We start from the raw sequence: 23,362 nt of genomic DNA, 5'->3' as shown, positions 1-23,362 counted from the left end.
CCCTGGTCCTAGCGGTCCACTTCGCACAGGACGATGTCGATGCTGCCGATGATGGCCGTCATGTCGGCCACCAGATGGCCGCGGGCCAGGAGGGGGAGCAGCTGCAGGTGCACGAAGCAGGGTGAGCGCCAGTGGGCGCGATACGGCATGACGTCGCCCCCCGCCACCAGGTAGAGACCGATGACGCCCCGGGGCGATTCGATCTCGTGGTAGATCTCCCCCGTGGGGCGGAGAGCCCGGGGCAGCTTGGCCATCACCGGCCCCCCGGGCAGCCGGCGCAGGGCCTCCCGGGCCAGGCGCACGCTCTCCAGGATCTCCTGGATCCGGACCTGGTTGCGCGCCCACACGTCACCGCCTTCGGCCACCACGGGGCGAAAGCCCAGCTCCCGGTAGGGCACGCCCTGGTCCGAGGCCCGCAGGTCCCGCGGCACGCCGCAGCCCCGCAGCACAGGACCGCTGGCCTGCCAGGCCACCGCCTGCCGGGGCGCCAGGACGCCGATGCCCCGGGTGCGCCGGACGTACATCTCGTTGTCGAAGAGGAGCTGGACGTACTCCGGCCAGGCCTCCCTCTCCATGTGGTCGAGCCAGGCCAGGGCCCGCTCGACCCAACCGTCGGGGGCATCGTTGCGGAGCCCGCCGATGCGCATGAACTGGGGGAAGAGCCGGCCGCCCGAAAGCTCCTGGACCAGCATGTAGTACATCTCCCGGTCCCGCCAGGCGAACAAAAAGGGCGTCACCGCGCCCAGGTCCAGGCCCATGGTGCCCGCCCAGAGCACATGGCTGGCGATCCGCTCCATCTCGCACAGGGCCAGGCGCAGCCAGCGGGCCCGCTCGGGCACCTCCACGCCCAGCAGCCGCTCGATGGCCTCGCAGATCAGCCGCTCGTTGTGGAAGGGGGCGATGTAGTCGTTGCGGTCCGCAAAGGGGACGTTCATGGCGTAGGTGCGGTACTCGGCCTGCTTCTCCCAGTTGCGGTGCATGAAGCCGATGTCCGGTTCGGCATGGACGATGGTCTCACCCTCCAGGGTCAGCACCACCCGCAGCACACCGTGGGTGCTGGGGTGCTGGGGCCCCATGCTGAGGACCATGTGCTGGCCCTCGTCGTCCAGGTAGCGCAGCTCCACGCTGGCGTCGCCCCGCGGATCGGGCAGCGACGCCGTGTAGGCCGGGTCCCGCTCCAGCAGCGGGCTGCCCGCCCGGCCCGGCACCTTGTCCGCCATGGCGCCCCCGCCTCCTTTGCCGGGCCCCGGCCCGCCGCCCGCCTGGCAGCGCGGGCGGGCCGGCAGGTCCCACTGGGCCGGCTGGTTCCACCCCCCTAACCTGTCCTGACCTGCCACCCCTTATCCGCACCCGACCGGCCCGGGCGGATCCCGGCTCGCCTCCGGCCGCGCCGGCCGCCGCTCGGCCGCCGGCTGCGCTACACTGTTGTCCATGGACGAGCGGCACGGCGTGCCTTCCAACCAGCGTTCAGCGCGAGGCTCGCCCCAGGGCATCCAGGGCGCCGGGAACGTCCCGGCCGGGGGACCCCGGGAGGCGGGCGGCGTGGACGCGATCCCCCTGGGTCCCGTGGTGGAGGCCTCCTTCTACCGCCGGCCTGCGGCCGAGCTGGCACCGGCCCTTCTCGGCCTTGAGCTGGTGCACGAAACGCCGGAAGGCCTGGCCAGCGGCATCATCGTGGAGACCGAGGCCTACCAGGGACCGGAAGACCGGGGCGCCCACTCCTTCGGCGGCCGCCGCACGGCCCGCACGGAGGTGATGTTCGGCCCTGCCGGCCATGCCTACGTGTTTTCCATTTACGGCATGCACCACTGCTTCAACGTGGTGGCCGCCGAGCCCGGCAAGCCGCAGGCCGTCCTGGTGCGCGCCCTGGAACCCCGGCGCGGCCTGGCCCTCATGGCCCGCCGCCGCTGCGCCGGCGGGGACCGGCTCGCGCGGCCCGGCGTCCTCACGGGCGGACCCGGCCGGCTCTGCCAGGCATTGGGCATCACCCGCGGGCAGTACGGCCTGCCCCTCTTCGATCCGGCCTCCCCCCTGCGGATACACTACCCTCGCCCGCCCTTCACGGTGGCGGCCGTGGCGCGCGGGCCAAGGATCAACATCGACTACGCGGGCGAGTGGAAGGACGTGCCCTGGCGGTTCTGGGTGGCCGGCAACCCCCACGTGTCCCGCCCGTAGCCGGGTTCAAGGGGTCGGGCCCGGGGCCGGGGACATGGGGGGCCACCCTTCCGCCCGTCCCCGGCGGAGACGGGCCCGCGGGGGCGGGGCCGGCCTTTTCCTTCCGCCCCCACTTCTGTGATGGATCACCGCTCGGGGCTGTCATGGGGCGCCAGCCGTCGTATTCCCCGCCACACGCCCCAGAATGTTCTGGCGTGCGCGAACGGCATGGTGGCAGGAGTTTGGTTCGGCGCGGGGAACACGTCCATGGTTTGCGGCTTCGACATCCTTCGCGGAGCCGCGCGTCAGCATCAAAGCCTTCGACGGGGGGTTTTCTATGCGCGGGCGAGCCCGAGGCCGGACGCTAGGTCTGGCCCTCATGGTGGCGGGATCCCTCATCCTCTCCGCGTGCGGCGGGGGTGGAGGCGGCTCCCAGGACCAGGGTGGCAACGGCGGCGGCGGCGGCCAGGAAACCAAGGTGCGCGTCGGCCTGGTGTACGACGTGGGCGGCCGGGGCGACCAGTCGTTCAACGACATGGCCTACGCCGGCCTGGAAAAGGCGATCCAGGAGTTCGGCGACAAGGTCGAGGCCCAGGACGCCGAACCCGACGCCGGCGGCCAGAACCGGGAAGACCTGCTGCGGACTTTTGCAGACCAGGGCTATGACCTGGTGATCGGCGTCGGCTTCCTCTTCACCGATGCCATCACCGCCGTGGCGAAGGAATATCCGGAGGTCAAGTTCGCCATCGTCGACTCCTGCCCCGAGGAGCCCCTGGACAACGTGGCCTGCCTGACCTTCAAGGAACATGAAGGCTCCTTCCTGGTCGGCGCGGCCGCGGCCCTCAAGACCCAGACCGGCACCATCGGCTTCGTGGGCGGCATGAAGACGCCTCTGATCGAGCGGTTCGAGGCCGGCTACCGGGCCGGTGCCAAGTACATCAACCCGGACATCAAGGTCCTGTCCGACTACGCCGGCACCACCGGCGAAGCGTTCAACAATCCCACCAAGGGCCGCGAGCTGGCCCTGGCCCAGATCCAGCAGGGCGCCGACGTGATCTACCACGCGGCCGGCGGCACCGGCAAGGGCGTGTTCGAGGCCGTCAAGCAGCAGGGCAAGCTGGCCATCGGCGTCGACGCCGACCAGTCGCTGACGGCGCCGGACTACGCCGACGTGATCCTGACCTCCATGGTGAAGCGGGTCGACGTGGCCGTCTACGACGTCATCCGCTCCGTGGTGGAAGACAACTTCAAGGCCGGCCTCCACGCCTACGGCCTGAAGGAAGACGGCGTCGGCTACGCCGTCAACGACAAGAACCGCTCCCTGATCGAGGACATCACCGCCCAGCTGGACGAGCTCAAGGAGAAGATCATCAGCGGCGAGATTCAGGTGCCCGAGACGCCGGGCGACGTGTGAGCCGCGCGGCCGCTGCAGGCGTGCCGGGCACAGCGCGCTGCGGCCGGGGCAGGGAACCTCTGGCCGGATTCCACCGCAGGGGACGGCACGGGGCCGTCCCCTGCCCGTGCCCGGCGGCAGCGGCGCAGGGAGGTGCCGGTCGTGCCCGACGCGGAGTGGATGCTGGAGGTCCGCCACATCACCAAGCGCTTTCCGGGCCTGGTGGCCAACGACGACATCAGCTTTGCCGTCCGCCGCGGTGAGATCCACGCCATCGTAGGCGAAAACGGCGCCGGCAAGTCGACCCTGATGAAGATCCTGGCCGGGCTGTACGAGCCCGATGCCGGGGAGGTGCGCCTAGAGGGGCGGCCGGTACGCCTGCGCGGCCCGCGCCACGCGGCCCAGCTGGGCATCGGCATGGTCCACCAGCACTTCATGCTGGTGCCGCGCTTCACCGTGACGGAGAACGTGGTGCTCGGCAGCGAGCCGGGATCCGCGGCCCGGCTGGACCTGGCGGCCGCCCGGGCCCGGGTGGCCGAGCTCGCCCGCCGCTACCATCTGGACGTGGACCCCGATGCCCGGGTAGCCGGGCTTTCCGTGGGCCAGCAGCAGCGGGTGGAGATCCTCAAGGTGCTCTACCGGGGCGCCCAGCTGCTCATCCTTGACGAGCCCACGGCGGTGCTGGTGCCCCAGGAGGTGGAGGAGCTCTTCCGCCACCTCAGGGAGCTGCGCCAGCAGGGGAAGACGGTGCTCTTCATCAGCCACAAGCTGGACGAGGTGCTGGCCATCGCCGACCGCATCACGGTGCTGCGCCGCGGCCGGGTGATCGGGACGGTGGAGGCCCGGGAAGCCACCAAGCCCCATCTGGCCGAGATGATGGTGGGGCGCCCGGTGCTCTTCCACCTGGACCGGCCCGCGCCGCCGCCGCAGCAAGAACCGGCACCCCTCCTCTCCCTGCAGGACGTGACCTGCGTCGAGGGGTCGCGCACCGTGCTTGAGGACATCCGCATCACGGTGTACCCCGGCGAGATCTACGCCATCGCCGGGGTGGAGGGCAACGGCCAGGCGGAGCTGGTCCAGGTGGTCACCGGACTGCGCCCGGTGACCCGCGGGCGGGTCGAGATCTTCGGCCGGGACGCCTCGGGGTGGAGCGTGGCCCGGCGCCGGGCCGAGGGCGTGGCGGTGATTCCCGAAGACCGCCACCGCCAGGCGCTGGTCTTGCCCATGACCCTGTGGGAGAACGCCATGCTGGGCAGCCACCGCGACCGCACCTGGCGCCGCGGCTGGTTCTACCACCCCCGCTCCATCCGGGAGCGGGTCGCCCGGTACGTGGCCCGCTACGACGTGCGCACCCCTTCCCTCGACGTGCCCGCCGCCGCCCTCTCGGGGGGCAACCAGCAGAAGCTGATCCTGGCCCGGGAGCTGGAACGGCAGCCCCGGCTGATCGTGGCGGCCCAGCCCACCCGCGGCCTGGACGTGGGTGCCATCGAGTTCGTCTGGGGGCAGTTGCTGGCCGCCCGGGCCCGCGGGCTGGGGATCCTCTTGATCTCGGCGGACCTGGAGGAGATCCTGGCCCTCGCCGATCGGGTGGGCGTGCTGGTGCGGGGCCGGCTGGCGGGCGAGCTCTCCCGGGAAGAGGCCACGGCCGAGCGGCTGGGCCGGTTGATGCTGGCGGGGGGTGAGACGGCATGAAGGTAGCCCGCACGCTGCTCTACGCCGCAGTCCCCGTGGTGGCCCTGGTGCTGGCGGGGCTCATCGGGGCCGTGGTGGTGCTGCTGACGGGCGGCCATCCCCTGGAAGTCCTCCAGGTGATGCTGACCTACAACCTCTCCAGCGCCGACAGCATCGCCGGCGTCCTGTCGCGCATGACCCCCCTGATCCTGTCGGGCCTGGCCGTCGCCCTGAGCTTCCGCGCCGGCCTGTTCAACATCGGGGTGGAAGGCCAGTACCTCATCGCCGCCTTCACCGCCTCCCTGGCCGGCATCTACCTGGCGGGCCTGCCGGCGGTGCTGCACCTGCCCCTGACCGTCCTGGCGGGCGTGGCCGGCGGGGCCCTGTGGGCCTGGCTGCCTGCGGAGCTCAAGGTGCGGCGCGGGGTGCACGAGGTCATCAGCACCATCATGCTGAACTTCATCGCCACGTCGCTGCTGCTCTGGCTGATCGGGGACGTCTTCCGCGACCCCAGCCAGGCGGGCACCACGCGTGTCCGCATGCCCGAGATCGCCGCCACGGCCCGCATCCCGCGCATCCACGGGCTGGCCGAGGCGCTGGGCATCCACCTGCGCCCGTCGGTGGCTCTGGACTGGTTCTTCCCCGTGGCCCTGGCCATGGCCCTGGTGGTCTACCTGCTGCTCTGGCGGACCCCCCTGGGCTTCGAATTGCGGTCCGTGGGACTCAACCCCGAGGCCGCCCGGGCGGCCGGGATCCCCGTGCCCGCCGTGCAGCGCCGGGCCCTCCTGCTCAGCGGCGCGCTGGCCGGCCTGGTCGGCATGTCGGACCTGCTGGGCTACTTCGGTTACCTGGACATCGATTTCCCGCGCGGTTACGGCTTCACGGGGATCGCCGTCGCCCTTTTGGGCGCGAACCACCCTGCGGGCATCGTGCTGGCGTCGTTCCTCTTCGCGTTCCTGCAGCGGGGCGGCCTGGGCGTGCAGGCCCTGGCCGACGTGCCGCGCGAGGTCATCACGGTGATGGAAGGCGTCATCATCCTGACCATGCTGATCACCTCGGCCGTGGCGGGCCGCTGGCTGCGCCGCTGGGAGCGGGCTCGCATCCTGGCCGGCCAGGAACGGGGCGCCACCGGCGCGGGAGGAACGGGCTCCCTGGCCGCCGGCCCGCAGGCGGGGCGGCCCGGCGAAGCCCGGCCGCGTTCCGGCGGGGAGGCCCAGGCGGCCGCCGCCACGGGAGAGGAGGGACACCATGCCGGCGCCTGACGCGTCGTCCCCGGCCCTGCTGGTGGCTCTGGTGGCCCTCATCGCCGCCACCCTGCGCCTGGCCCTGCCCGTGCTGATCACCAGCGTGGGCGCCACCTTCACCGAGCTGGGCGGCGTGGTGAACATCGGCCTCGAGGGCATGATGCTGTTCGGAGCCTTCTGCTCCGCCTGGGTGGGCATCACCGCCGGGCCGCTGGCCGGCATCGTGGCGGGCGCCCTGGCGGGCGCCGCCCTGGCCGTGGTGCACGCCGTGGCCGCCGTCCGCTTCCGCATCGACCACATCGTCAGCGGCGTGGCGATCAACCTGCTGGCCGCGGGCCTGGTGCGCATCGGCAGCTACCGGGCCTTCGGCACGGCCACCACGTCCCCCCGGGTCGAAGGGCTGCCGGCGCTGCCCGTACCCTACCTGGGGGACATCTCGCCGCTGGTCCCGGCGGGCCTGCTGTTGATCCTGCTGGTGTGGTACGTCCAGCAACGGACCCCCTTCGGCCTGCGCCTGAGGGCGTGCGGCGAGAACCCCCTGGCGGCCGACACCCTGGGGGTCAACGTGGAGGCCATGCGCATCACCGGCGTGGTGCTGAGCGGCCTGTTCGCCGGGCTGGCCGGATCCTATCTGGTGGTCGAGCTCAACCACGTGTACGTGGAGGGGATGACCCAGGGCCGGGGTTTCGTCGCCCTGGCCGCCATGATCTTCGGTAACTGGTCCCCGGTGGGCGCCGCCCTGGCCTCCCTTTTGTTCGGCGCCGCCGAGGCGCTCTCTATCCAGGCCAACGTGGCCATTCCCTACCAGTTCCTCGAGATGGTGCCCTACGTGGTGACCCTGCTGGTGCTGGCCGGGGTGATGCGGCGGTCGACCCCGCCGGCGGCGGTGGGAACCCACTACAGCCGCGGCGAGGAGTAGGCCGGCCGCCGGCCCGGGCGGGCCGGCTCCCGTGCGATGCCTGCGGGGGCGCCGTCAAGGCGGGGCCCGCGGGCCGGCAGGATGCGCCACCGCCCTCGAAACCGGGGCACAACCGAGAACGATGCGCGCGAAGGGGACCGCCGCCGGCGGCCCCCTTCGCGCGAGACAGGGGGAGTACCCTGGGGGGTGGACCATCGCAGCCGATGGGCCCGGCCGGGACGACCGGCCCCGGCCGCTTACCGATAACCTTCGCAGGACCGCCGGGCAATGAGGGGGTCGCCGCCCCGAAAGGGTCCGGTTCCTGTGCTATACTCATAGCTTGCCGGAATTTTCGGGAGCCGGGAGAACGGGAAAGGATGGAGCCCCCTTGGGCAAGCGCATGACCTTCCTCCTTCGCCTCATCCGCCCCCACTGGCACCGCTATGCCCTGGGTGTGGGTGCCCTGCTGGCCACCGACGTCCTGCAGCTGGTGATTCCCCGGCTGGTGGGCGGCTTCACCGACGCCCTGGACCGCGGCGCCCTGGACATGGCGGGCGTCCTGCGCTACGCCGGGCTCATCGTCGGCCTGGCCATCGGCGTGGGAATCTTTCGCTATTTCTGGCGGATCTACGTGTTCGGGACCTCGTGGCGGATCGAGCGCGAGCTGCGGGAGCGCCTGTTCGGCCACCTGCTGGGCCTCTCCGCCAACTACTTCAATCATCACAAGACGGGCGACCTCATGGCCCACGCCACCAACGACCTGCAGGCGGTGCGCATGGCCGTGGGCCCCGGCGTGCTGATGCTCGCCGACTCGCTCATGATGAGCACCGGCACCCTGGCGGTGATGCTGCTGACCATCGACTGGCGGCTGACCCTGCTGGGCCTGGCCCCCCTGCCCCTGCTGGCCCTGTCTTCCTGGGGGCTGGGCCGGGCGATCCATGCCCGGTTCCGCCGCGTCCAGGACATCTTCAGCGACCTCACCGACCGGGTGCAGGAGAACCTCTCGGGCATCCGCGTGGTGAAAGCCTTCTCCCGCACCCAGGCGGAAGAACAGGCCTTCGAGCGGGTCAACCGGCGCTACCTGGAGGCCAACCTGCACCTCCACCGGGTGGATGCCGCCTTCGACCCCCTGATCGACTTCCTGGCCGGCCTGGGCTTCGTCATCGTGGTGGGTTACGGCGGGTCGCTGGTGCTGGACGGGATCATCAGCCTGGGCGACTTCGTCGCCTTCATCAGCTACCTGGGCATGCTGGTGTGGCCCATGCTGGCGGTGGGCTGGGTGGTCAACCTGCTGGAGCGCGGCGCCGCCTCCATGGAGCGGATCGATGCCATCCTGGCCGAGCGGCCCGAGATCACCGACGCTCCCCGGCCGGCCCCCGTGGAGCGCCTGGCCGGCCGCATCGAGATCCGCGGCCTCACCTTCCGCTACCGCCCCGAGCTGCCCCCGGCCCTGCAGGACCTGACGGTGACGGTCGAGCCCGGCCGCACCCTGGCTCTGATCGGGCGCACGGGCTCCGGCAAGACCACCCTGGCCAACCTGCTGGTCCGGGTCTACGACCCGCCCGCCGGCACGGTGTTCATCGACGGCGTCGACGTGCGCCAGATCCCGCTGGAGGTGCTGCGCCGGGACATCGGTTACGTGCCCCAGGATCACTTCCTTTTCTCGAAGACCATCGCGGAGAACATCGCCTTCGCCCCCGGCCAGTGGTCCCGGGAGGCCGTGGTGGCGGCGGCCCGCGACGCCCAGGTGGAAGAGGACATCCGCGGTTTTCCCCGGGGCTTCGACACGCCGGTGGGCGAGCGCGGGGTCACCCTCTCCGGCGGCCAGCGCCAGCGGATCAGCATCGCCCGGGCGCTGCTCAAGGACCCGCCGATCCTGATCCTGGACGACTGCCTCTCCGCCGTGGACAGCCAGACGGAGAGCCGCATCCTGCAGCGGCTGCGGGAGATCATGGCCCGCCGCACCACCATCCTGATCTCCCACCGGGTCTCGACGGTCCAGCACGCCGACGAGATCCTGGTGCTGGACGGCGGGCGGGTCATCGAACGGGGCACCCATCAGGAGCTGCTGGCCCGCCGCGGCGAGTACTACCGGCTCTACCGCCGCCAGCGGCTGGAGGAACAGATCGCCGCGGAGTGACGGCACCCGCCCCGGCGGCCTGCCGGCGCCTGGACCTGCGGCCGGTGCCGGGGCCAAAGCCGCGGGCAGGAGCCCGCCGCGGAGGGCATGGCAGCGAGAGAGGAGCCTTTGCGGCATCATGGAGGACTACCGGGAAGACGAGCATCTCGGCAAGATCTACGACGGTCGCCTGATGCGGCGCCTGCTGGGTTATGCGCGGCCGCACCTGGGGTGGATCCTGGTCAGCATCGGCCTGCTCCTTCTGGTGACGGCCGCCGACCTGGCGGGTCCGTTGCTCATCCGTACGGCCATCGACCACCACCTGCGGGCGGCCGACCGGCCGCGCATCGCCCTGGCCCCCGCGGCCCTGGAGCAGCTGCCCGAGGGCCTGCAGCGCGAGGCCGTGGCCTTCGAGGGCCGGTTCTTCCTGCGGGAAGACCGCCTGCCGGACGGCTTCCTGGGCCCCGCCCAGCGCGCCGCCGGCCGATACCAGGTCCTGGAGGCCCAGGGCGGCCAGCACTACCTGGTCCAGGTCGGGGACGAACCGGTCACCGCACCGCCCGCCCGCCTCCAGGTAGCGGAGGCCGGCGGCCAGACGGTGATCCTCGCCCCCGCGGGGGCGGGAGACGGTCCAGGCGCGGCGCCCCGGGCCCTGCCGGCGCGGCTGCTCAGCCGGACGGAGCTGCACCAGTTCCGCCAGCCCGAACGGGCCGCCGTGGCCCGCATCGCCGGGCTCTACCTGGCGCTGGCGGCCACGGCCTTCCTGCTGGCCTACACCCAGGGCTACCTGCTGCACCGGACGGCCCAGCGGATCGTGGCCGAGATCCGCCGCCAGGTCTTCGGCCACCTGCAGCGGATGCACCTGGGCTACTTCGACCGCAACCCCGTGGGGCGGCTCGTCACCCGGGTCACCAACGACGTGGAGACCCTCAACGAGATGTACACCAGCGTGGTGGTCAACCTCTTCCGCGACCTGTTCGTGCTCTTGGGCATCGCCGGCATCATGCTGGCCTACAACGCCCGCCTGGCCCTGACCGCCTTTGCCGTGCTGCCCCTGGTGGTGGTGGCGGCGGCCGTGTTCCGCACCCAGGCGCGGGCGGCCTACCGCCAGGTGCGGGTGCGGCTGGCCCGGATCAACGCCTTCCTGTCCGAGAACATCTCGGGGATGCGGATCATCCAGGTCTTCCGCCGGGAGCGGGAGCAGTTCGCCGAGTTCGACCAGATCAACCGGTCCTACTTCCAGGCCACCATGCGCCAGGTCACCATCTTCGCCGTGTTCCGCCCGGTGATCGACTTCCTGTCGTCCCTGGCCCTGGCCCTGGTGGTGGCCTACGGCGGCGCCCAGGTGCTGGGCCGGCAGCTGGAGCTGGGCGTCCTGGTGGCCTTCATCCAGTACGTGCAGCGGTTCTTCCGGCCCATCACCGAGCTGGCCGAGAAGTTCAACATCCTCCAGTCCGCCATGGCCTCGGCGGAGCGCATCTTCGGGGTCCTGGACACGCCGCCGGCGGTGGTCGACCCCGCCCGTCCCCGGGTGCCGGCCCGGGTGCGGGGAGCCGTGGAGTTCGATCACGTCTGGTTCGCCTACCGGGACGAGGAGTGGGTGCTGCAGGACGTGTCCTTCCGGGTCGAACCCGGCGAGACGGTGGCCTTCGTCGGCCACACGGGCGCCGGCAAGACGTCGATCCTCAGCCTGATGGCCCGCTTCTACGACGTCCAGCGGGGCGCCGTGCGGGTGGACGGCATCGATGTGCGGGAATGGCCCCAGGAGGAGCTGCGCCGCCACATCGCCGTGGTCCAGCAGGACGTGTTCCTGTTCACCGGCACCATCCGCGACAACATCCGCCTCTGGAACCCGGCCATCTCCGACGCCGCCGTGGAGCGGGCCGCCCGGCTCACCCGGGCCGACGAGTTCATCCGGCGCCTGCCGCGGGGCTACGACGAGCCCGTGACGGAGCGGGGTTCGACCCTGTCGGCGGGCCAGCGCCAGCTGCTGGCCTTCGCCCGCGCCCTGGCGTACGATCCCACCATCCTGGTGCTGGACGAGGCCACGGCCAACATCGACACGGAGACGGAGCAGCTGATCCAGGAGGCGCTGCGGCAGCTGACCCGGGGCCGGACCACGCTGATCGTCGCCCACCGGCTCTCCACCATCCAGCACGCGGACCGCATCATCGTGCTGCACCGGGGACGCATCCGGGAGGTGGGCACCCACCGGGAGCTGCTGGCCCGGGGTGGCCTCTACCACCGCCTCTGGCTGCTGCAGCACGGCGAGCAGGAAGAACTGGCCGCCGGGGCCGAAGGGCGGGCCCGGCGCGACGCCTGACGGCAAGGAGGGTTGCCCGTGGATCACCCTGTGGAGTACCGGCAGGACGACCTGCCCGCCCACCTTGGAGGCATGCCCCCCGCCCAGCCACCGCTGCGGGTGGCGGTGATCGGCGATTCGGGCGCCATCCCGGCGGACCTCCACCGGGCGGCGGTGGAGGCGGGGGCCGCCCTGGCCCGCCTGGGGGCGGTGGTGCTGAGCGGAGGGCGCGACGGGGTGATGGCCGCCGTGTCCCGGGGCGCCTGGGAAGCCGGGGGCCTGACGGTGGGCATCCTGCCGGGTGACGACCCCCGGGAGGGGAACGCCTGGCTGGCCGTTCCCCTGACCACGGGGCTCGGCATGGAGTGGCGGAGCCTGGTGCTGGTCCACAGCGCCGACGCCGTCCTCATGATGGGCGGCGGCAACGGCACCCTGGGCGAGCTGTCCGCTTCCTATCTTAACGGGCGTCCCGTGGTGGTCCTGGCCGGGACCGGCGGCTGGTCCGACCGGATCCGGACGGTGCTCACCGACGGCCGGTTCCTCGACCACCGCCGCACCATCCCGCTGGAGTTCGCCGCCACGCCGGAAGAGGCGGCCCGGCGCGCCGTGCAGCTGGCACGCCGGTTCCGCCAGCGGTACTTCCCCGGACCGGCCCGGTGGCGCGGCCTGGGCGAGGCCGGCGGCGGAGCGGGCGACGTGGTGGCGCCGGCCTGAGCACCCCGCCGGAGCATCCGGGCGGGGCCGCCTGCAGCGCCCGCGCCACCGCCCCCCTCGCCCCTTATCCCCTGCGCCGCGGCTCCGCCCCCGGCCCGCGTCCAGGACGGCCCGGCTGCTCCGGCCCGCGGGCGGGCCCTGGCCGCGCCCCCCTCGGCGGCAGCGGGGCGCCAAGGTTCCCCCACGGCGCGGGAGGGCTCCGGCCGGGACCCGGCTCCGGCTCCCTCACCGCCGGCGGAACTCGAAGGTACGCCGCATGGGGTTGTAGACAGGCCGCATGTGGGCGTAAAGTCCGGGCAGGGGCTGGGGTTCCGACATGGGCAGGACGGCACCGGCCAAAAGCAGCCGGCCCAGTTCTTCCATCCCGACCTGCCGCAGCTCGGGTCCCCCTTCCCAGAGGAAGTAGCGCCGTTCCCGGTCCTGCACGATGGTGACGTCGTTGCGGTGGAGGAACCGGTACACGGCGTAGTAGCGAGCGCGGAAAAAGGCGTCTTCCTCCGGCTCGGGCGGCAGGTACATGGCGCACCCCCAGGCGAAGAGTTTGTGCAGGATGGATTCGACCATGGCGGTGGATTCCGACCCCTCCAGGTTGTGACCCTGCGCCCAGGCGCTCGGGTTTCCGCAGGAAGGTTCGATTCCGGCAAGGCAGGTCCTGCCGCGGCCGGCCGCCTGGCGCCGGCCGCCTCCGGGCCAAGGGCCCGGGTGGCCCGGGTGGCCGGCCGCGGGGATCGCCGGGTGGGAGGGACCCTTTCATGGGCAAGAACGGCAGCCAGGCATCCCGTCCCGCGGCAGAAGGCGACTTGCGGTATACGGTGGTTTCCACCCCCGTGGGCCTTGCCCGGGTGGTCTGGTCCCCGCGGGGCTTGCGGGCCCTGGAGCTGGAGGAACCCGGCCGCCCGGCCCGCGGCGGCGGCCGTACCGGCGGGCCCGTCCAGGAACCCTCCCCGGCCGGGCAACCGGCGCCCGGACCGGCCGGTGGCAGGCCCTGCGGGGCGGCCAGGCCCGTTCCGCGCACCGATTCGGCGCGAGGCCGGTGGGCGGCCGGTGCCCGGCGGGACGACAGCCGCCGTCCCTACTGGCAAGCCTTGCTGGATGCGTGGTTTGCCGGCAAGCCCGTCCCGGTGACCCTCGATCTGGAGGGCGCGGGACTTTCTACCTTCACCCGGAAGGTCCTGGAGGAGGTGCACCGAATTCCCCGGGGGCAGGTCCGTACCTACGGCGAGATCGCCCGGGCCGTGGGGCGCCCCGGCGCCGCGCGGGCCGTGGGCAACGCCGTGGCCGCCAACCCCATCGCCCTGCTCGTCCCGTGTCACCGGGTGGTGGGCGCTGGGGGCCGGCTGGGGCAGTACTCGGGCGGAGGGCCTGCCGTGAAGGAACGCCTTCTGCGCCTGGAGGGTGCCTGGCCCCCGGAAGGCACCCCGGGGGCAGGGCGCCCGCCCCGGGGAGAGGCCGGTCACCTGGCGGGACGGGGAGAGGGGCCCCGTGAGGGGACGGGCGCCGGAGGGGCGAGCCTCCTGCAGGCCCCCGTCCCCGCCGGCGGGAGGAGCGCCGGGTGAGGGCACCGGGCATCCCCACCTGGGTGTCCCCGGCCTCGGCATGTCCCACCCCCGGGCTGCATCCCCGGACCGTCCCCGCCCAGGGGATCCCGGGCCTGGGCATCCACGCCCTGGCGGTACCGGCCTTCTGGGCCGGCAGCGCCTTGCCGGATCTGTTGCGGCTCCTGGCCGTGTTCGTCCTGGCGGTGGTGGCGTGGGGCTATCTGGTTGAGCCCCGCTGGCTCAGGGTCCGCGCCTACCGCCTCTCCCTGGGCGCCGACGCCCGCGGCGGGCGGCCGGTACCCCTTCCGATCCCCCGGCCCCCAAAGCGGCCGGTAGGGTCCCGCAGCACACGGGCCGCTGGCCCGGCGGCCAAGGGCGCCCCTCCATCCCCTGCCGCCCGGGAGGGCGTCACCGCATCGCCCGCCACCCTGCGGGCCGCGGCAGCGCGGCCGTCCCGGCTGCGCCTCGCCCACCTGACGGACCTCCATGCACCGGTGTACCGGGTGTCCGAGGCGGCGCTCCTCCGCTGGATCGAGGCGTGGCAACCCGATGCCGTGGTCTTCACCGGCGACCTGGCCGAGGGCAAGGGGCTCCCTGCCCGGCGGGGGGTCGAGCTCCTGCGGCGGCTGGCGCGGCGGTGGCCCGTGTACCTGGTCCCCGGCAACCACGACCACCTGTACGGGTGGAGCCGCCTGCGCCGTGAGCTGGAGGGGACGGGCGTCCACCTCCTGGTCAACCAGGGAGCCCGCCTGGAACAGGGGCCGGTCGGGATCTATCTGGCGGGGGTGGACGACCCCCATACCGGCCGGGACGACCTGGGGGCCGCTCTGGCCGGGGCGCCGCCGGGATGGCCCGTGGTCCTGCTGGCCCACGCGCCGGCCGGGGGCATCCGCCGGGCCGCCGCCGGCCTCGGCGCCGGGCTGGTCCTGGCGGGCCACACCCACGGCGGCCAGGTTCGCCTGCCGTTGCTGGGCGCCCTGTGGATTCCCGGGCAGGGCTGGTTCCCCACCTACGACCGGGGCTGGTTCCAGGTTGGCGGCACCTGGTGGTTCATCGCCGCGGGCCTGGGCACCCCCCGTCCCTGGATCCGGCTGCTCTGCCGGCCCGAGCTGGTGCTGCTGGAACTGGTGCTGGGCGAAGAGGGGCGGTGAGGAGCCGGCGATGGGCCCCGCTCCGCCCCACCGCCGGCCCCCCGGCGCGCCAGGCGCAGCCCGGCACCGCCCGGCCGGCCCGCCGGGCCGCTAGCCGGCGTGCCATGCCGCATCGAAGAAGGCCCGTTCCAGCTCCATGGCCGTGCGGTAGAGGGGGGCCACCCCCGCCGGGCCGCCCGCCTCACCGTGCCACCGGTTGAGAACTCCCTCCAGCTGCGCGGCCAGCGCCGCAAAATCCGGGCTGCCGTAGGTTTCCACCCATTCCCGGTACGGGTTGCCGGGTGCGACCCGGTCCAGGAGGGACCGGCCGAGGAAGGCATAGAGCCGCATGCAGGGGGTCATGGCCGCCGCGATGGCCCCCACGCCCCGGGACCAGGCCACGTCCAGCAGGAAACCGGTGTAGGCCCTGGTGGCGAGGGAGGGTTCGGGATGGAGGCCGGCTCCCCAGCGGGCGGCGTAGCCGTGGTGCAGCCGCAGCTCCTGCAGCACGCCCTCCAGCAAGCGGTGAAAGGTCGCCATGGTCTCCCGGTCCGGCGCCTTGGCGATGGCCAGGGCATAGGCGCGGGCAAAGGACTCCAGGTAGGTCGCGTCCTGGCCCACGTACCAGATGAATTTGCTGCGGGGCAGGTCGCCCCGGGCGATGCCCTGGACGAAGGGATGGTCCAGGCAGGCGGCCGCCAGGTCCTGGTTCTGGCGCCAGAGCTCGGCCGCCAGGCCTGCGGGCTCGCCGGCACCCTGCTCCACGCCGGCGCGCTCTTGCTGGCGGCCTGATGGCGGGCCCGACGGCGGCCGGTCCGGCCCCCCTCCGGGCCCCTGCCCTTTCCCTTCCTGCCCGCTGCGCCCGTTCATCAAAGCCCATCCCCCCTGTGACAAGCTCCCGTCCCTACGGCAAGCTCCCTTGCAGCCCGCGGGCGGCCATCAAGGCCGCCACACCGGCTCCCAGCAGCAGGACGGCGTACCCCGCTTCCCGCCACCCTGCCGGCAGGGTGCGATAGTACGTGCGGTGGCGGCTGCCGTCGAAGCCCCGGGCCTGGAGGGCCACGGCCACCACCTCGGCCGTGCGGATGGCGTGGACCAGCAGGGCCAGGCTATACCGATAGAGGGCCCGCAGGCGCCCGGCGGGACCCCGCTCCAGCAGGCCCCGTACCCGGAAGGCCTGGCGCACCCGGCCGAGCTCTTCCTGAAACAGCGGCACGAAGCGCAGGGCCGCCAGGAGGCCGTAAGCCCAGCGGGGGCTCAACCGCCACTGCTGGACCAGGCCCAGCACCAGGTCGCTGAGGCCGGTGGTACGGGCGTAGAGCACGCCCAGGGCACCCAGGGTGAGCAGGCGCAGGCCCACCACCAGCCCGTGTTCCAGCCCCTCGGCCGTGAACCGGTACCAGAGCACCTGCCCCACCACGTGCTCGCCTCGACCGAAGGCGCCCAGGGTCCAGATGCGGGTGGCGGCCACCAGGACGAAGGGCGCCATGGACACCAGCCAGCGCCGGAGTCCCAGCCCGCCCAGGATCCAGCCCAGCAGCAAGGGCACCGCCAGCAGCAGGGCCAGCGCCGCCGGCTCGCCCGTCGCCAGCACCAGGGCGGCAGCAGCCAGGTGGGCCGCCAGCTTCCACGCCGGATGAACCCGGGCCAGCCAGGACCGCCCACCCGCCCCGGGCAGCCCGCCCGGGGTCCCTGCGCCGGCCTCCCCCGGCCCGGGTTCCGGCGACCCCGCCGGCCCGGGTTCCGGTGACCGCGCCGGTGGCATCCGCCGGCCCCGGTGGGGCGGATCCGGCCGATCCGCCCGGGACGGGCCGGAGCCCGCCACGCGCGGCCCGTAACAGGCCGGAACCCGCCCCGGGGGCGCCACCGCGCCGCCGGGAACCGTCCCCGGGCCCGCCAGGCCCCTCAGCCCGGCGGCGGCGGCCGCCGCAGGATCGCCCGCCAGGCCTGCCGGCGGGCCGTCATAGACGAGCCGGCCCTGGCCGAAGACCAGCACCCGGGTCGCCACGGCCAGCGCCAGCTCCAGGTCGTGGGTGGCCATGACCAGGGTGGTTCCCTGCCGGTACAGTTCCACGAGTTCCCCTACGAGGGCGGCCGCCGTGCGGGCGTCCTGGCCGAAGGTGGGTTCGTCCAGGAAAAGCAGCGGCCGCGGCACCACCAGCATGCTGGCCACGCTGAGGCGCCGCTTCTGGCCCTGGGAGAGGGTGTAGGGATGAACGGCCTCCAGCCCCTCCAGCCCGAAGCGCTGGACCAGGGCCTTCACCCGGGCTGCCAGCTCCGCCTCCGGCACGCCTGCGAGCCGCCCGGCCAGGGCGATCTCGTCGTGCACGGTGTCCGTGACGAACTGGTGCTCGGGGTTCTGGAACACGAAGCCGATCCGGGACGTCTCGCCGCGCCGCCCGTTGAGGGCCGGCCCGTGGACGACCCGGCCGGCGGCGGGCGGGTGCAGGCCCGCGGCCACCTGCAGGAAGGTCGACTTGCCGCTGCCGTTGGCGCCCAGTACGGCCACCCACTCCCCCGGCCGGAGGGTCAGGCTGACCCCCGACCAGACGGTGCGCGAGCCGTGGGCTGCAGTGACGCCCTCCATCCGCACCAGGGGCAGGGCGGTGCGGTCCGGGCACGCGGCGGGCCCCTTCCCCGCCCCGGGGAAGCCGGCCGCCGCCCCCGCGGAGCCTTGGCCAGAGCCTGGGGAGGCTGCGCCGTCCAGACCGGAAGGCACCGCCGCCTGCGGTGCGGCGGTGGGGGCGTCCAGGGACTGCTCGCCCGCGCCGGTCCGCTGCGTTCCCGCCGGCGCCGGGCTCGACGCCCGGCCGGAGGCGGCACCGGGCAGGGCGGCGGGCGGCTCGGCAGGCGGGGCGGACCGGCGGAACGCCTCCACCAGGGGTGCCCAGAAGGGGCCCCAGGAGCGGGGCCGCCAGATGCCGAAGGCGTCCAGGGCGGCCCGCTGCTCGGCCAGGACCCGGTCCGGAGGGCCGTCGGCCAGGAGGGTGCCCGAGGGGCCGAGCAGTACCACGCGGTCGACCCAGTCCACCACCCCGTCCAGGTTGTGCTCGACCACCAGGACGGTGACCTGCCGCCCCAGGCCGTAGAGGTTTTCCAGCACCAGGGCCCGCCCTGCCGGATCCAGCTGGGCCGTGGGCTCATCCAGGATGAGCATGTCCGGCTCCACCGCCAGCACCGCCGCCAGGGCCAGGCGCTGCTTCTGCCCGCCCGAGAGGGCGTGGATCGGATGCCCGAAGGGAACGTCGAGGCCCGTGGCCGCCAGCGCCCGGGCCACCCGGGCCGGCATGGCCGCCGGTGGCACGCACCGGTTCTCGAGGCCGAACGCCACCTCTTCGTCCACGGTGAACAGGCAGAACTGGGCCTCGGGGTCCTGGAAGAGCACGCCGGCCTGCCGCGCCGGTTCCAGGACCCCCTTCACCTCGGCCTCCACCACGGTCGGGATCAATCCGGCCAGGGCCAGCGCCAGGGTGCTCTTGCCGGAGCCGCTGGGGCCCAGCAGCAGCACCCGTTGCCCGGCGGGTATGGACAGGCTCACGCCCCGCACGGCCGGGTCGCGCCGGTCCGGGTAGCGGATGGTCAGATCGCGGCAGGCTGCCGCCGCCCGCGACGGCGCCGGCAGCCCCTGGCCCGGGGACACCGGGTTCGGGGTCGAGCCGCCGGCCGCCCCAGGGGTGGCCGCCGGGGGGTTGGCCGCCGGGCCCGCCGGGGCGCCCGGCCGCACCGCATGCCGCCCCATCTCAGCCCGCCAGCCCTGCGCCCCGGTCCCGCCGGTTCCTCACCACGGCAAAGCCGTTGAGGGCCCCGGTGCGGGCCAGGCCGTCGACCAGCACCTTGGTGAAGACACCGGCCACCACGGCGCCGCTGAGCAGCCGCACGGCCACGGCGCCCGCCAGCACGCCGGGCTGCATGCCGGTGAAGTACCCCGTGACGGCGTCCAGCGGGATGCTGGCGACGGCGGCCAGGGCGCCGGACAGCGCCAGCACCGGCAGGTCGAACCGCCGGTAGCGGAGCAGGGCGAAGGCCGCCTCGGCCCCCAGCCCCTGCAGCCCACCGTACAGCAGCACCCAGAGCACGTCCGGGCTGCCCAGGACCAGCTCGCCCGCGGCCGCCGCCAGCTCCGCCACGAAGGCCACCCCTGGCTTCTGGATGATGTAGGCGGCCAGGGTGCTGGCGACGAACCAGATACCGTAGGTGGTTTCGGCCAGGACGGGATGGACGGCCTGGGCCACCGACCACAGGGTCCAGGCGTTGATGAACACCACGGAACAGGCGGCCGCGATGAACGTGAGGATCACGATCTCGCGGAACTGCAGGTGACGGGACGAACCGGCCATGGCGAGCCCCCCTTGCGGTTCCGGGACGGAACCGGGGGCTCGCGGGGCCGGCGAGGCGCACCCCCCGGCCGGGACGGCAGGGAGAACCTGCCCGTTCCGGTCCGGCGGGAGGCAGAGGAAAGAAAACCCACCCCCGGCTGGAGGTGGGTCGCGTGAAGCCGCCCCAGGCGGTCATGCGGTACCTTCCTCACGCCGGTATGACCCGGATCGAGTCCGAAGGGTAGCGCGGTGCCGCGTCCCGGCTCCCGGCGCTTCTCAGCCCGTGAGGGCACCCCCGGTACCGACTTCCCGATGATCTTGTTCACCCTGATCATGGGCCCGGGCACGGCGGGCGTCAACGGCGGCCAGGCTCCGGGCCGGGCCGGGAAGTGGGGGCGGGCGGTCTAAGCGCGGCCCCGGCCCTCCGGGCCCGTGTGCCTTGGCCCGTGTCCTCGCGGCCGTGGCCCTCCCGGGCGGTGCCGGCGGTGCGTGCCACCCGCCGCCGGGGACGCCGCCCGGGCCCTGCCCCGGCCACCGGGCTCTCGCGGCCCGGCCGCCGCCGGCCGCCCGCGCCCTCAGACGGCCGTGATCCCCCCGTCGATGGCCAGGACCTGGCCCGTGATGTAGGACCCGGCCTCGGACGCGAACAGAAGCACCGCGCCCTGCAGGTCCCGCTCGCCGCCCAGCCGCCGCAAGGGAACGGACTGCTCGATCAGGGGCCGGTACTGGGCCAGGATGCCCCGGGTCATCTTGGTCGGGAAGAACCCGGGCGCGATGCAGTTCACCGTGATGCCGTATTCCGCCAGCTTGGCCGCCAGGTCGCGGGTGAAGTTGATCACCCCGGCCTTGGAGGTGTTGTAGGGCAGGGTCTGCATCACCCGCGGGTCGCTGCCCCGCAGGCCTGCCACCGAGGCGACGTTGATGATCCGGCCTCCCCGCCCCCGGTCCACCATCACCCGGGCCGCCTCGCGGCTCATGTAGAAGGTGCCGTGCAGGTTCGTCCGGATCACCTTGTCCCAGGCTTCCAGGGGGATCTCGAACAGGGGGGCGCCCCAGGTGGCCCCCGCGTTGTTGACCAGGATGTCCAGGCCGCCCAGGGCTTCGACCACCTGGTTGACGGTGGCCACCACCTGGTCGTAGTCGGTCACGTCGCAGCGCAGGGCCAGGCACCGGATCCCCTGGGAGCGCAGCTGTTCCTCCGCTTCGCGCAGGCCCTCCTCCTTGCGGGCCGTGATCGCCACGGCCGCCCCGGCCTCCCCCAGACCCTGGGCGATCTGAAGGCCCAGACCGCGGCTGCCTCCGGTGACCAGGGCCACTTTCCCGTCCAGCCGGAAACGATCGAGAACGCCCACGTGACGGCCGCCTCCTTCCACCCGGCCGGGCGGCCGGAGACGGGCCGCCACCCGGCCGGCGCCGGGCATGCAGGTATTTCCTTCTCGGCAGCGAAGCCAACTCCTACCGCCAGGCGGCCCGCCCGCCGGAAGGCGGCGGTTCGGGCGGGTCCTGCTGCGCGAAGCGCCACCGGGGTGATGCTCGTGTACGATTTCCGGCCGACCCCCGAGCAGGAAGTCGTCCTGGAACGCACCCGCGCCATCATGGACGAGCACGTCTACGCGGCCGAGGCCGAGTTCTTCCGGACCGGCACGCTGCCCGAAGAGCGCATGAAGGCCATCCAGCAGGCGGTGAAGGAAGCGGGGCTCTGGGCCCCCCACATGCCCAGGGAGGCCGGCGGCCTGGGCATGGGCATGGTGACCCTGGCGCTGATGAACGAGATCCTGGGGCGGAGCCCCCTGGCGCCGCGGGCCTTCGGAACCAGCGCCCCGGACACCGGCAACCAGGAGATCCTCTGGATGTTCGGCACGCCCGAGCAGAAGGAACGGTTCCTCCGGCCCAACCTGGCCGGCGAGATCTACAGCTGTTTCGCCATGACCGAGCCCGAGGTGTCGGGTTCCGATCCCACCACCATCCGGACCCGGGCGGTGCGCGACGGCGACCACTGGGTGATCAACGGCCACAAGTGGTTCATCACCAACGCCTCCCGGTCGGCCTTTGCCATCGTCATGGCCGTCACCGACCCCGGCGCGCCGCCCCACCAGCGGGCCACCATGATCATCGTGCCGACGGACACGCCGGGCTTCCGCATCGTCCGCCAGATCCCCGTGATGGACGACGGGGGTGGCCTGGGCACCCATGACGAGATCGTCCTCGAGGACTGCCGCGTACCCGTGGCGAACACCCTGGGGCCCGTGGGCGAGGGCTTCCGCATCGCCCAGGCCCGCCTGGGCCCCGGGCGGATCACCCATGCCATGCGCTGGATCGGCGTGATGAACCGCAGCTTCGAGCTGATGGTGCGGCGGGCCCTGACCCGGGAGACCCGCGGCCAGAAGCTGGCGGAGTTCCAGACCATCCAGAACTTCGTGGCCGACTCCTACGCCGAGATCCAGGCGGCACGCCTCTTGACCCTGTATGCGGCCTGGCGCGTGGATCAGGGGCTCGATGCCCGCAAGGAGATCTCGCTGATCAAGTTCTTCGGGGCCCAGGTACTCCACCGCGTGGTGGACCGCGCCCTGCAGGTGCACGGAGCCCTGGGCTACTCCCGGGACACGCCCCTGGAGCTGTTCTACCGCGAGGCGCGGGCGGCCCGCATCTACGACGGCCCCGATGAGGTCCACCGGGTGGTGGTGGCCCGGCGGATCTTCAAGGAATTGGGAGGCCAGCCATGAGCCAGCCGGAAAGCCGGCGCCTGGCCGGTCCGGGTGGGGATGGGTTCCCGCCCGGCACCATTCCCGTGCGGCCGGGAGAGGAACTGGACCTGGATGCGGTGACGGCGTTCCTGGAGCGGGAGGTGCCCGCGTTTCCGGGACCTCCTGTGGAAGCGAGGCAGTTCCCCGCCGGGGCGTCCAATCTGACCTACTGGTTGCGGGCCGGGGATTGGCAGGCCGTGCTGCGCCGGCCGCCCTTCGGCCCCCTGCCGCCCCGGGCCCACGACATGGTGCGGGAGGCCACCATCCTGCGCCACCTGCACCCCGTCTTCCCCCTGGCGCCGCGGCCGCTGGCCGTCTGTCCCGACCCCTCCGTGCTGGGGGCGCCTTTTTACGTGATGGAATACCGGCCCGGCGTGGTGGTCGACGACCGGTTCCCCGGCGGCCGGACCCCGCCTCCCGAAACCTGCCGGCGCATCGCCCAGCGGGTGGTGGACACCCTGGCCGATCTCCACGCCGTGGACTACCGCCAGGCGGGGCTGGCAGGGTTGGGACGGCCGGAGGGGTTCGTCCGCCGGCAACTGGAGGGCTGGGCCGGCCGCTGGCGGCGGGTGGAGACGGAACCCATCCCCGCCCTGGAGCGCCTGCTGCCCTGGCTGGAGGAACGGGTTCCCGAGCCGGTGGGCACCTCCCTGATCCACAACGACTTCAAGTTGAACAACATGATCCTCGACCCGTCCCTGGACCGGGTGGTGGCGGTGCTGGACTGGGAGATGGCCACGGTGGGGGATCCCCTTTTCGACCTGGGGGTCAGCCTGAGCTACTGGGTCCACCCCGACGATCCCGAGGTCCTGCGCAACGGCCTGCCTGCGGTGACCACCTGTCCGGGCTTTCTGCGGCGGGGCGAGTTCGTCCACCGGTACGCCCTGCGCACCGGCCGCGACGTGAGCGGCATCGGCTGGTATCTGGTCTTCGCCTACTTCAAGCTGGCCGTCATCCTTCAGCAGATCTACTACCGGTGGAGGGCAGGGCAGACCCGGGACCCCCGCTTCGCCGGCTTCGGGTCCATGGCCCGCGGCCTCATCGAGCTGGCGGCGGAGGCGGCCGGCCGCGGGGCGGGCGCGGGGTTGCTTTGAGTCGAGTCCCGGCCCCTCCGTCCAGGCTGTCCCGGGGGCGCTCTC

Annotated in this window: 18 protein-coding genes and 1 riboswitch; of the genes, 12 read left to right on the top strand and 6 right to left on the bottom strand. The window is 73.2% G+C overall.

Annotated features, from left to right (window positions below; genetic code table 11):
* Positions 1-8: 8 nt before the first annotated feature.
* Complete coding sequence (locus THESUDRAFT_RS05895) at positions 9-1,220, bottom strand: NADH-quinone oxidoreductase subunit D (protein ID WP_006903836.1); 1,212 nt, start codon at positions 1,218-1,220, stop codon at positions 9-11.
* A gap of 322 nt (positions 1,221-1,542) precedes the next feature.
* On the opposite strand from THESUDRAFT_RS05895, the gene THESUDRAFT_RS05890 reads away from it, so the two are divergent.
* From THESUDRAFT_RS05890 to THESUDRAFT_RS05855, 8 genes are all read left to right on the top strand, one after another.
* Positions 1,543-2,175, top strand: coding sequence for a DNA-3-methyladenine glycosylase (locus THESUDRAFT_RS05890; protein WP_006903835.1), 633 nt, complete (start codon positions 1,543-1,545; stop codon positions 2,173-2,175).
* 358 nt (positions 2,176-2,533) lie between these two features.
* Positions 2,534-3,568, top strand: coding sequence for a BMP family lipoprotein (locus THESUDRAFT_RS05885; RefSeq protein WP_242823256.1), 1,035 nt, complete (start codon positions 2,534-2,536; stop codon positions 3,566-3,568).
* Positions 3,569-3,709: 141 nt separating this feature from the next.
* Positions 3,710-5,239, top strand: a complete 1,530-nt coding sequence (locus THESUDRAFT_RS05880; RefSeq protein ID WP_006903833.1) for an ABC transporter ATP-binding protein — start codon at positions 3,710-3,712, stop codon at positions 5,237-5,239.
* The gene (locus tag THESUDRAFT_RS05875) at positions 5,236-6,480 is read left to right on the top strand and encodes an ABC transporter permease (RefSeq protein WP_006903832.1); all 1,245 of its coding nucleotides are present in this window, start codon (positions 5,236-5,238) and stop codon (positions 6,478-6,480) included. The genes THESUDRAFT_RS05880 and THESUDRAFT_RS05875 overlap by 4 nt, the downstream gene beginning before the upstream one ends.
* On the top strand, positions 6,467-7,381 hold the full coding sequence (locus THESUDRAFT_RS05870) for an ABC transporter permease (RefSeq protein WP_006903831.1): 915 nt from the start codon (positions 6,467-6,469) through the stop codon (positions 7,379-7,381). Before THESUDRAFT_RS05875 ends, THESUDRAFT_RS05870 begins: the two co-directional genes overlap by 14 nt.
* Before the next feature lie 367 nt (positions 7,382-7,748).
* Positions 7,749-9,500, top strand: a complete 1,752-nt coding sequence (locus tag THESUDRAFT_RS05865; protein WP_006903830.1) for an ABC transporter ATP-binding protein — start codon at positions 7,749-7,751, stop codon at positions 9,498-9,500.
* A 118-nt stretch (positions 9,501-9,618) separates the two neighbouring features.
* Positions 9,619-11,802: an ABC transporter ATP-binding protein gene (locus tag THESUDRAFT_RS05860; protein ID WP_006903829.1), complete on the top strand. Its 2,184-nt coding sequence runs from the start codon at positions 9,619-9,621 to the stop codon at positions 11,800-11,802.
* Between the two features lie 18 nt (positions 11,803-11,820).
* On the top strand, positions 11,821-12,495 hold the full coding sequence (locus THESUDRAFT_RS05855) for a TIGR00725 family protein (protein ID WP_006903828.1): 675 nt from the start codon (positions 11,821-11,823) through the stop codon (positions 12,493-12,495).
* Between the two features lie 225 nt (positions 12,496-12,720).
* Here the strand turns inward: THESUDRAFT_RS05855 and THESUDRAFT_RS05850 are convergent, their stop codons facing one another.
* Positions 12,721-13,059 (bottom strand): hypothetical protein, encoded by a 339-nt coding sequence (locus THESUDRAFT_RS05850; RefSeq protein ID WP_006903827.1) that lies wholly within the window; start codon positions 13,057-13,059, stop codon positions 12,721-12,723.
* A 188-nt stretch (positions 13,060-13,247) separates the two neighbouring features.
* Here THESUDRAFT_RS05850 and THESUDRAFT_RS12235 point away from each other — a divergent pair, with 188 nt between their 5' ends.
* Both THESUDRAFT_RS12235 and THESUDRAFT_RS05840 read left to right on the top strand, forming a co-directional pair.
* The gene (locus tag THESUDRAFT_RS12235; protein ID WP_006903826.1) at positions 13,248-14,051 is read left to right on the top strand and encodes a methylated-DNA--[protein]-cysteine S-methyltransferase; all 804 of its coding nucleotides are present in this window, start codon (positions 13,248-13,250) and stop codon (positions 14,049-14,051) included.
* Positions 14,048-15,184 (top strand): metallophosphoesterase, encoded by a 1,137-nt coding sequence (locus THESUDRAFT_RS05840; RefSeq protein ID WP_006903825.1) that lies wholly within the window; start codon positions 14,048-14,050, stop codon positions 15,182-15,184. Before THESUDRAFT_RS12235 ends, THESUDRAFT_RS05840 begins: the two co-directional genes overlap by 4 nt.
* A 90-nt stretch (positions 15,185-15,274) precedes the next feature.
* Here the strand turns inward: THESUDRAFT_RS05840 and THESUDRAFT_RS05835 are convergent, their stop codons facing one another.
* The 4 genes from THESUDRAFT_RS05835 to THESUDRAFT_RS05820 all read right to left on the bottom strand — a co-directional run bounded on the left by THESUDRAFT_RS05835 (position 15,275) and on the right by THESUDRAFT_RS05820 (position 20,831).
* Positions 15,275-15,928: a TenA family protein gene (locus tag THESUDRAFT_RS05835; protein ID WP_207635421.1), complete on the bottom strand. Its 654-nt coding sequence runs from the start codon at positions 15,926-15,928 to the stop codon at positions 15,275-15,277.
* 139 nt (positions 15,929-16,067) lie between these two features.
* On the bottom strand, positions 16,068-18,902 hold the full coding sequence (locus THESUDRAFT_RS14370; RefSeq protein WP_006903823.1) for an ATP-binding cassette domain-containing protein: 2,835 nt from the start codon (positions 18,900-18,902) through the stop codon (positions 16,068-16,070).
* 1 nt (position 18,903) lies between these two features.
* Positions 18,904-19,500: an ECF transporter S component gene (locus THESUDRAFT_RS05825; RefSeq protein ID WP_006903822.1), complete on the bottom strand. Its 597-nt coding sequence runs from the start codon at positions 19,498-19,500 to the stop codon at positions 18,904-18,906.
* A gap of 166 nt (positions 19,501-19,666) precedes the next feature.
* Positions 19,667-19,786: riboswitch (TPP riboswitch) on the bottom strand.
* A 268-nt stretch (positions 19,787-20,054) separates the two neighbouring features.
* Positions 20,055-20,831 carry an SDR family oxidoreductase gene (locus tag THESUDRAFT_RS05820; protein ID WP_006903821.1) on the bottom strand — a complete coding sequence of 259 codons (777 nt, stop codon included), beginning with the start codon at positions 20,829-20,831 and terminating at the stop codon, positions 20,055-20,057.
* A gap of 177 nt (positions 20,832-21,008) precedes the next feature.
* On the opposite strand from THESUDRAFT_RS05820, the gene THESUDRAFT_RS05815 reads away from it, so the two are divergent.
* Together THESUDRAFT_RS05815 and THESUDRAFT_RS05810 are read left to right on the top strand one after the other, a co-directional pair.
* Complete coding sequence (locus tag THESUDRAFT_RS05815; protein WP_006903820.1) at positions 21,009-22,202, top strand: acyl-CoA dehydrogenase family protein; 1,194 nt, start codon at positions 21,009-21,011, stop codon at positions 22,200-22,202.
* Positions 22,199-23,317, top strand: coding sequence for a phosphotransferase family protein (locus tag THESUDRAFT_RS05810; protein WP_006903819.1), 1,119 nt, complete (start codon positions 22,199-22,201; stop codon positions 23,315-23,317). The genes THESUDRAFT_RS05815 and THESUDRAFT_RS05810 overlap by 4 nt, the downstream gene beginning before the upstream one ends.
* Positions 23,318-23,362: the final 45 nt, after the last annotated feature.

The sequence above is a fragment of the Thermaerobacter subterraneus DSM 13965 genome, assembly GCF_000183545.2.
Classification (GTDB): Bacteria; Bacillota; Sulfobacillia; order Thermaerobacterales; family Thermaerobacteraceae; genus Thermaerobacter; species Thermaerobacter subterraneus.
This window is presented reverse-complemented; position numbering and strand designations above follow the sequence as displayed.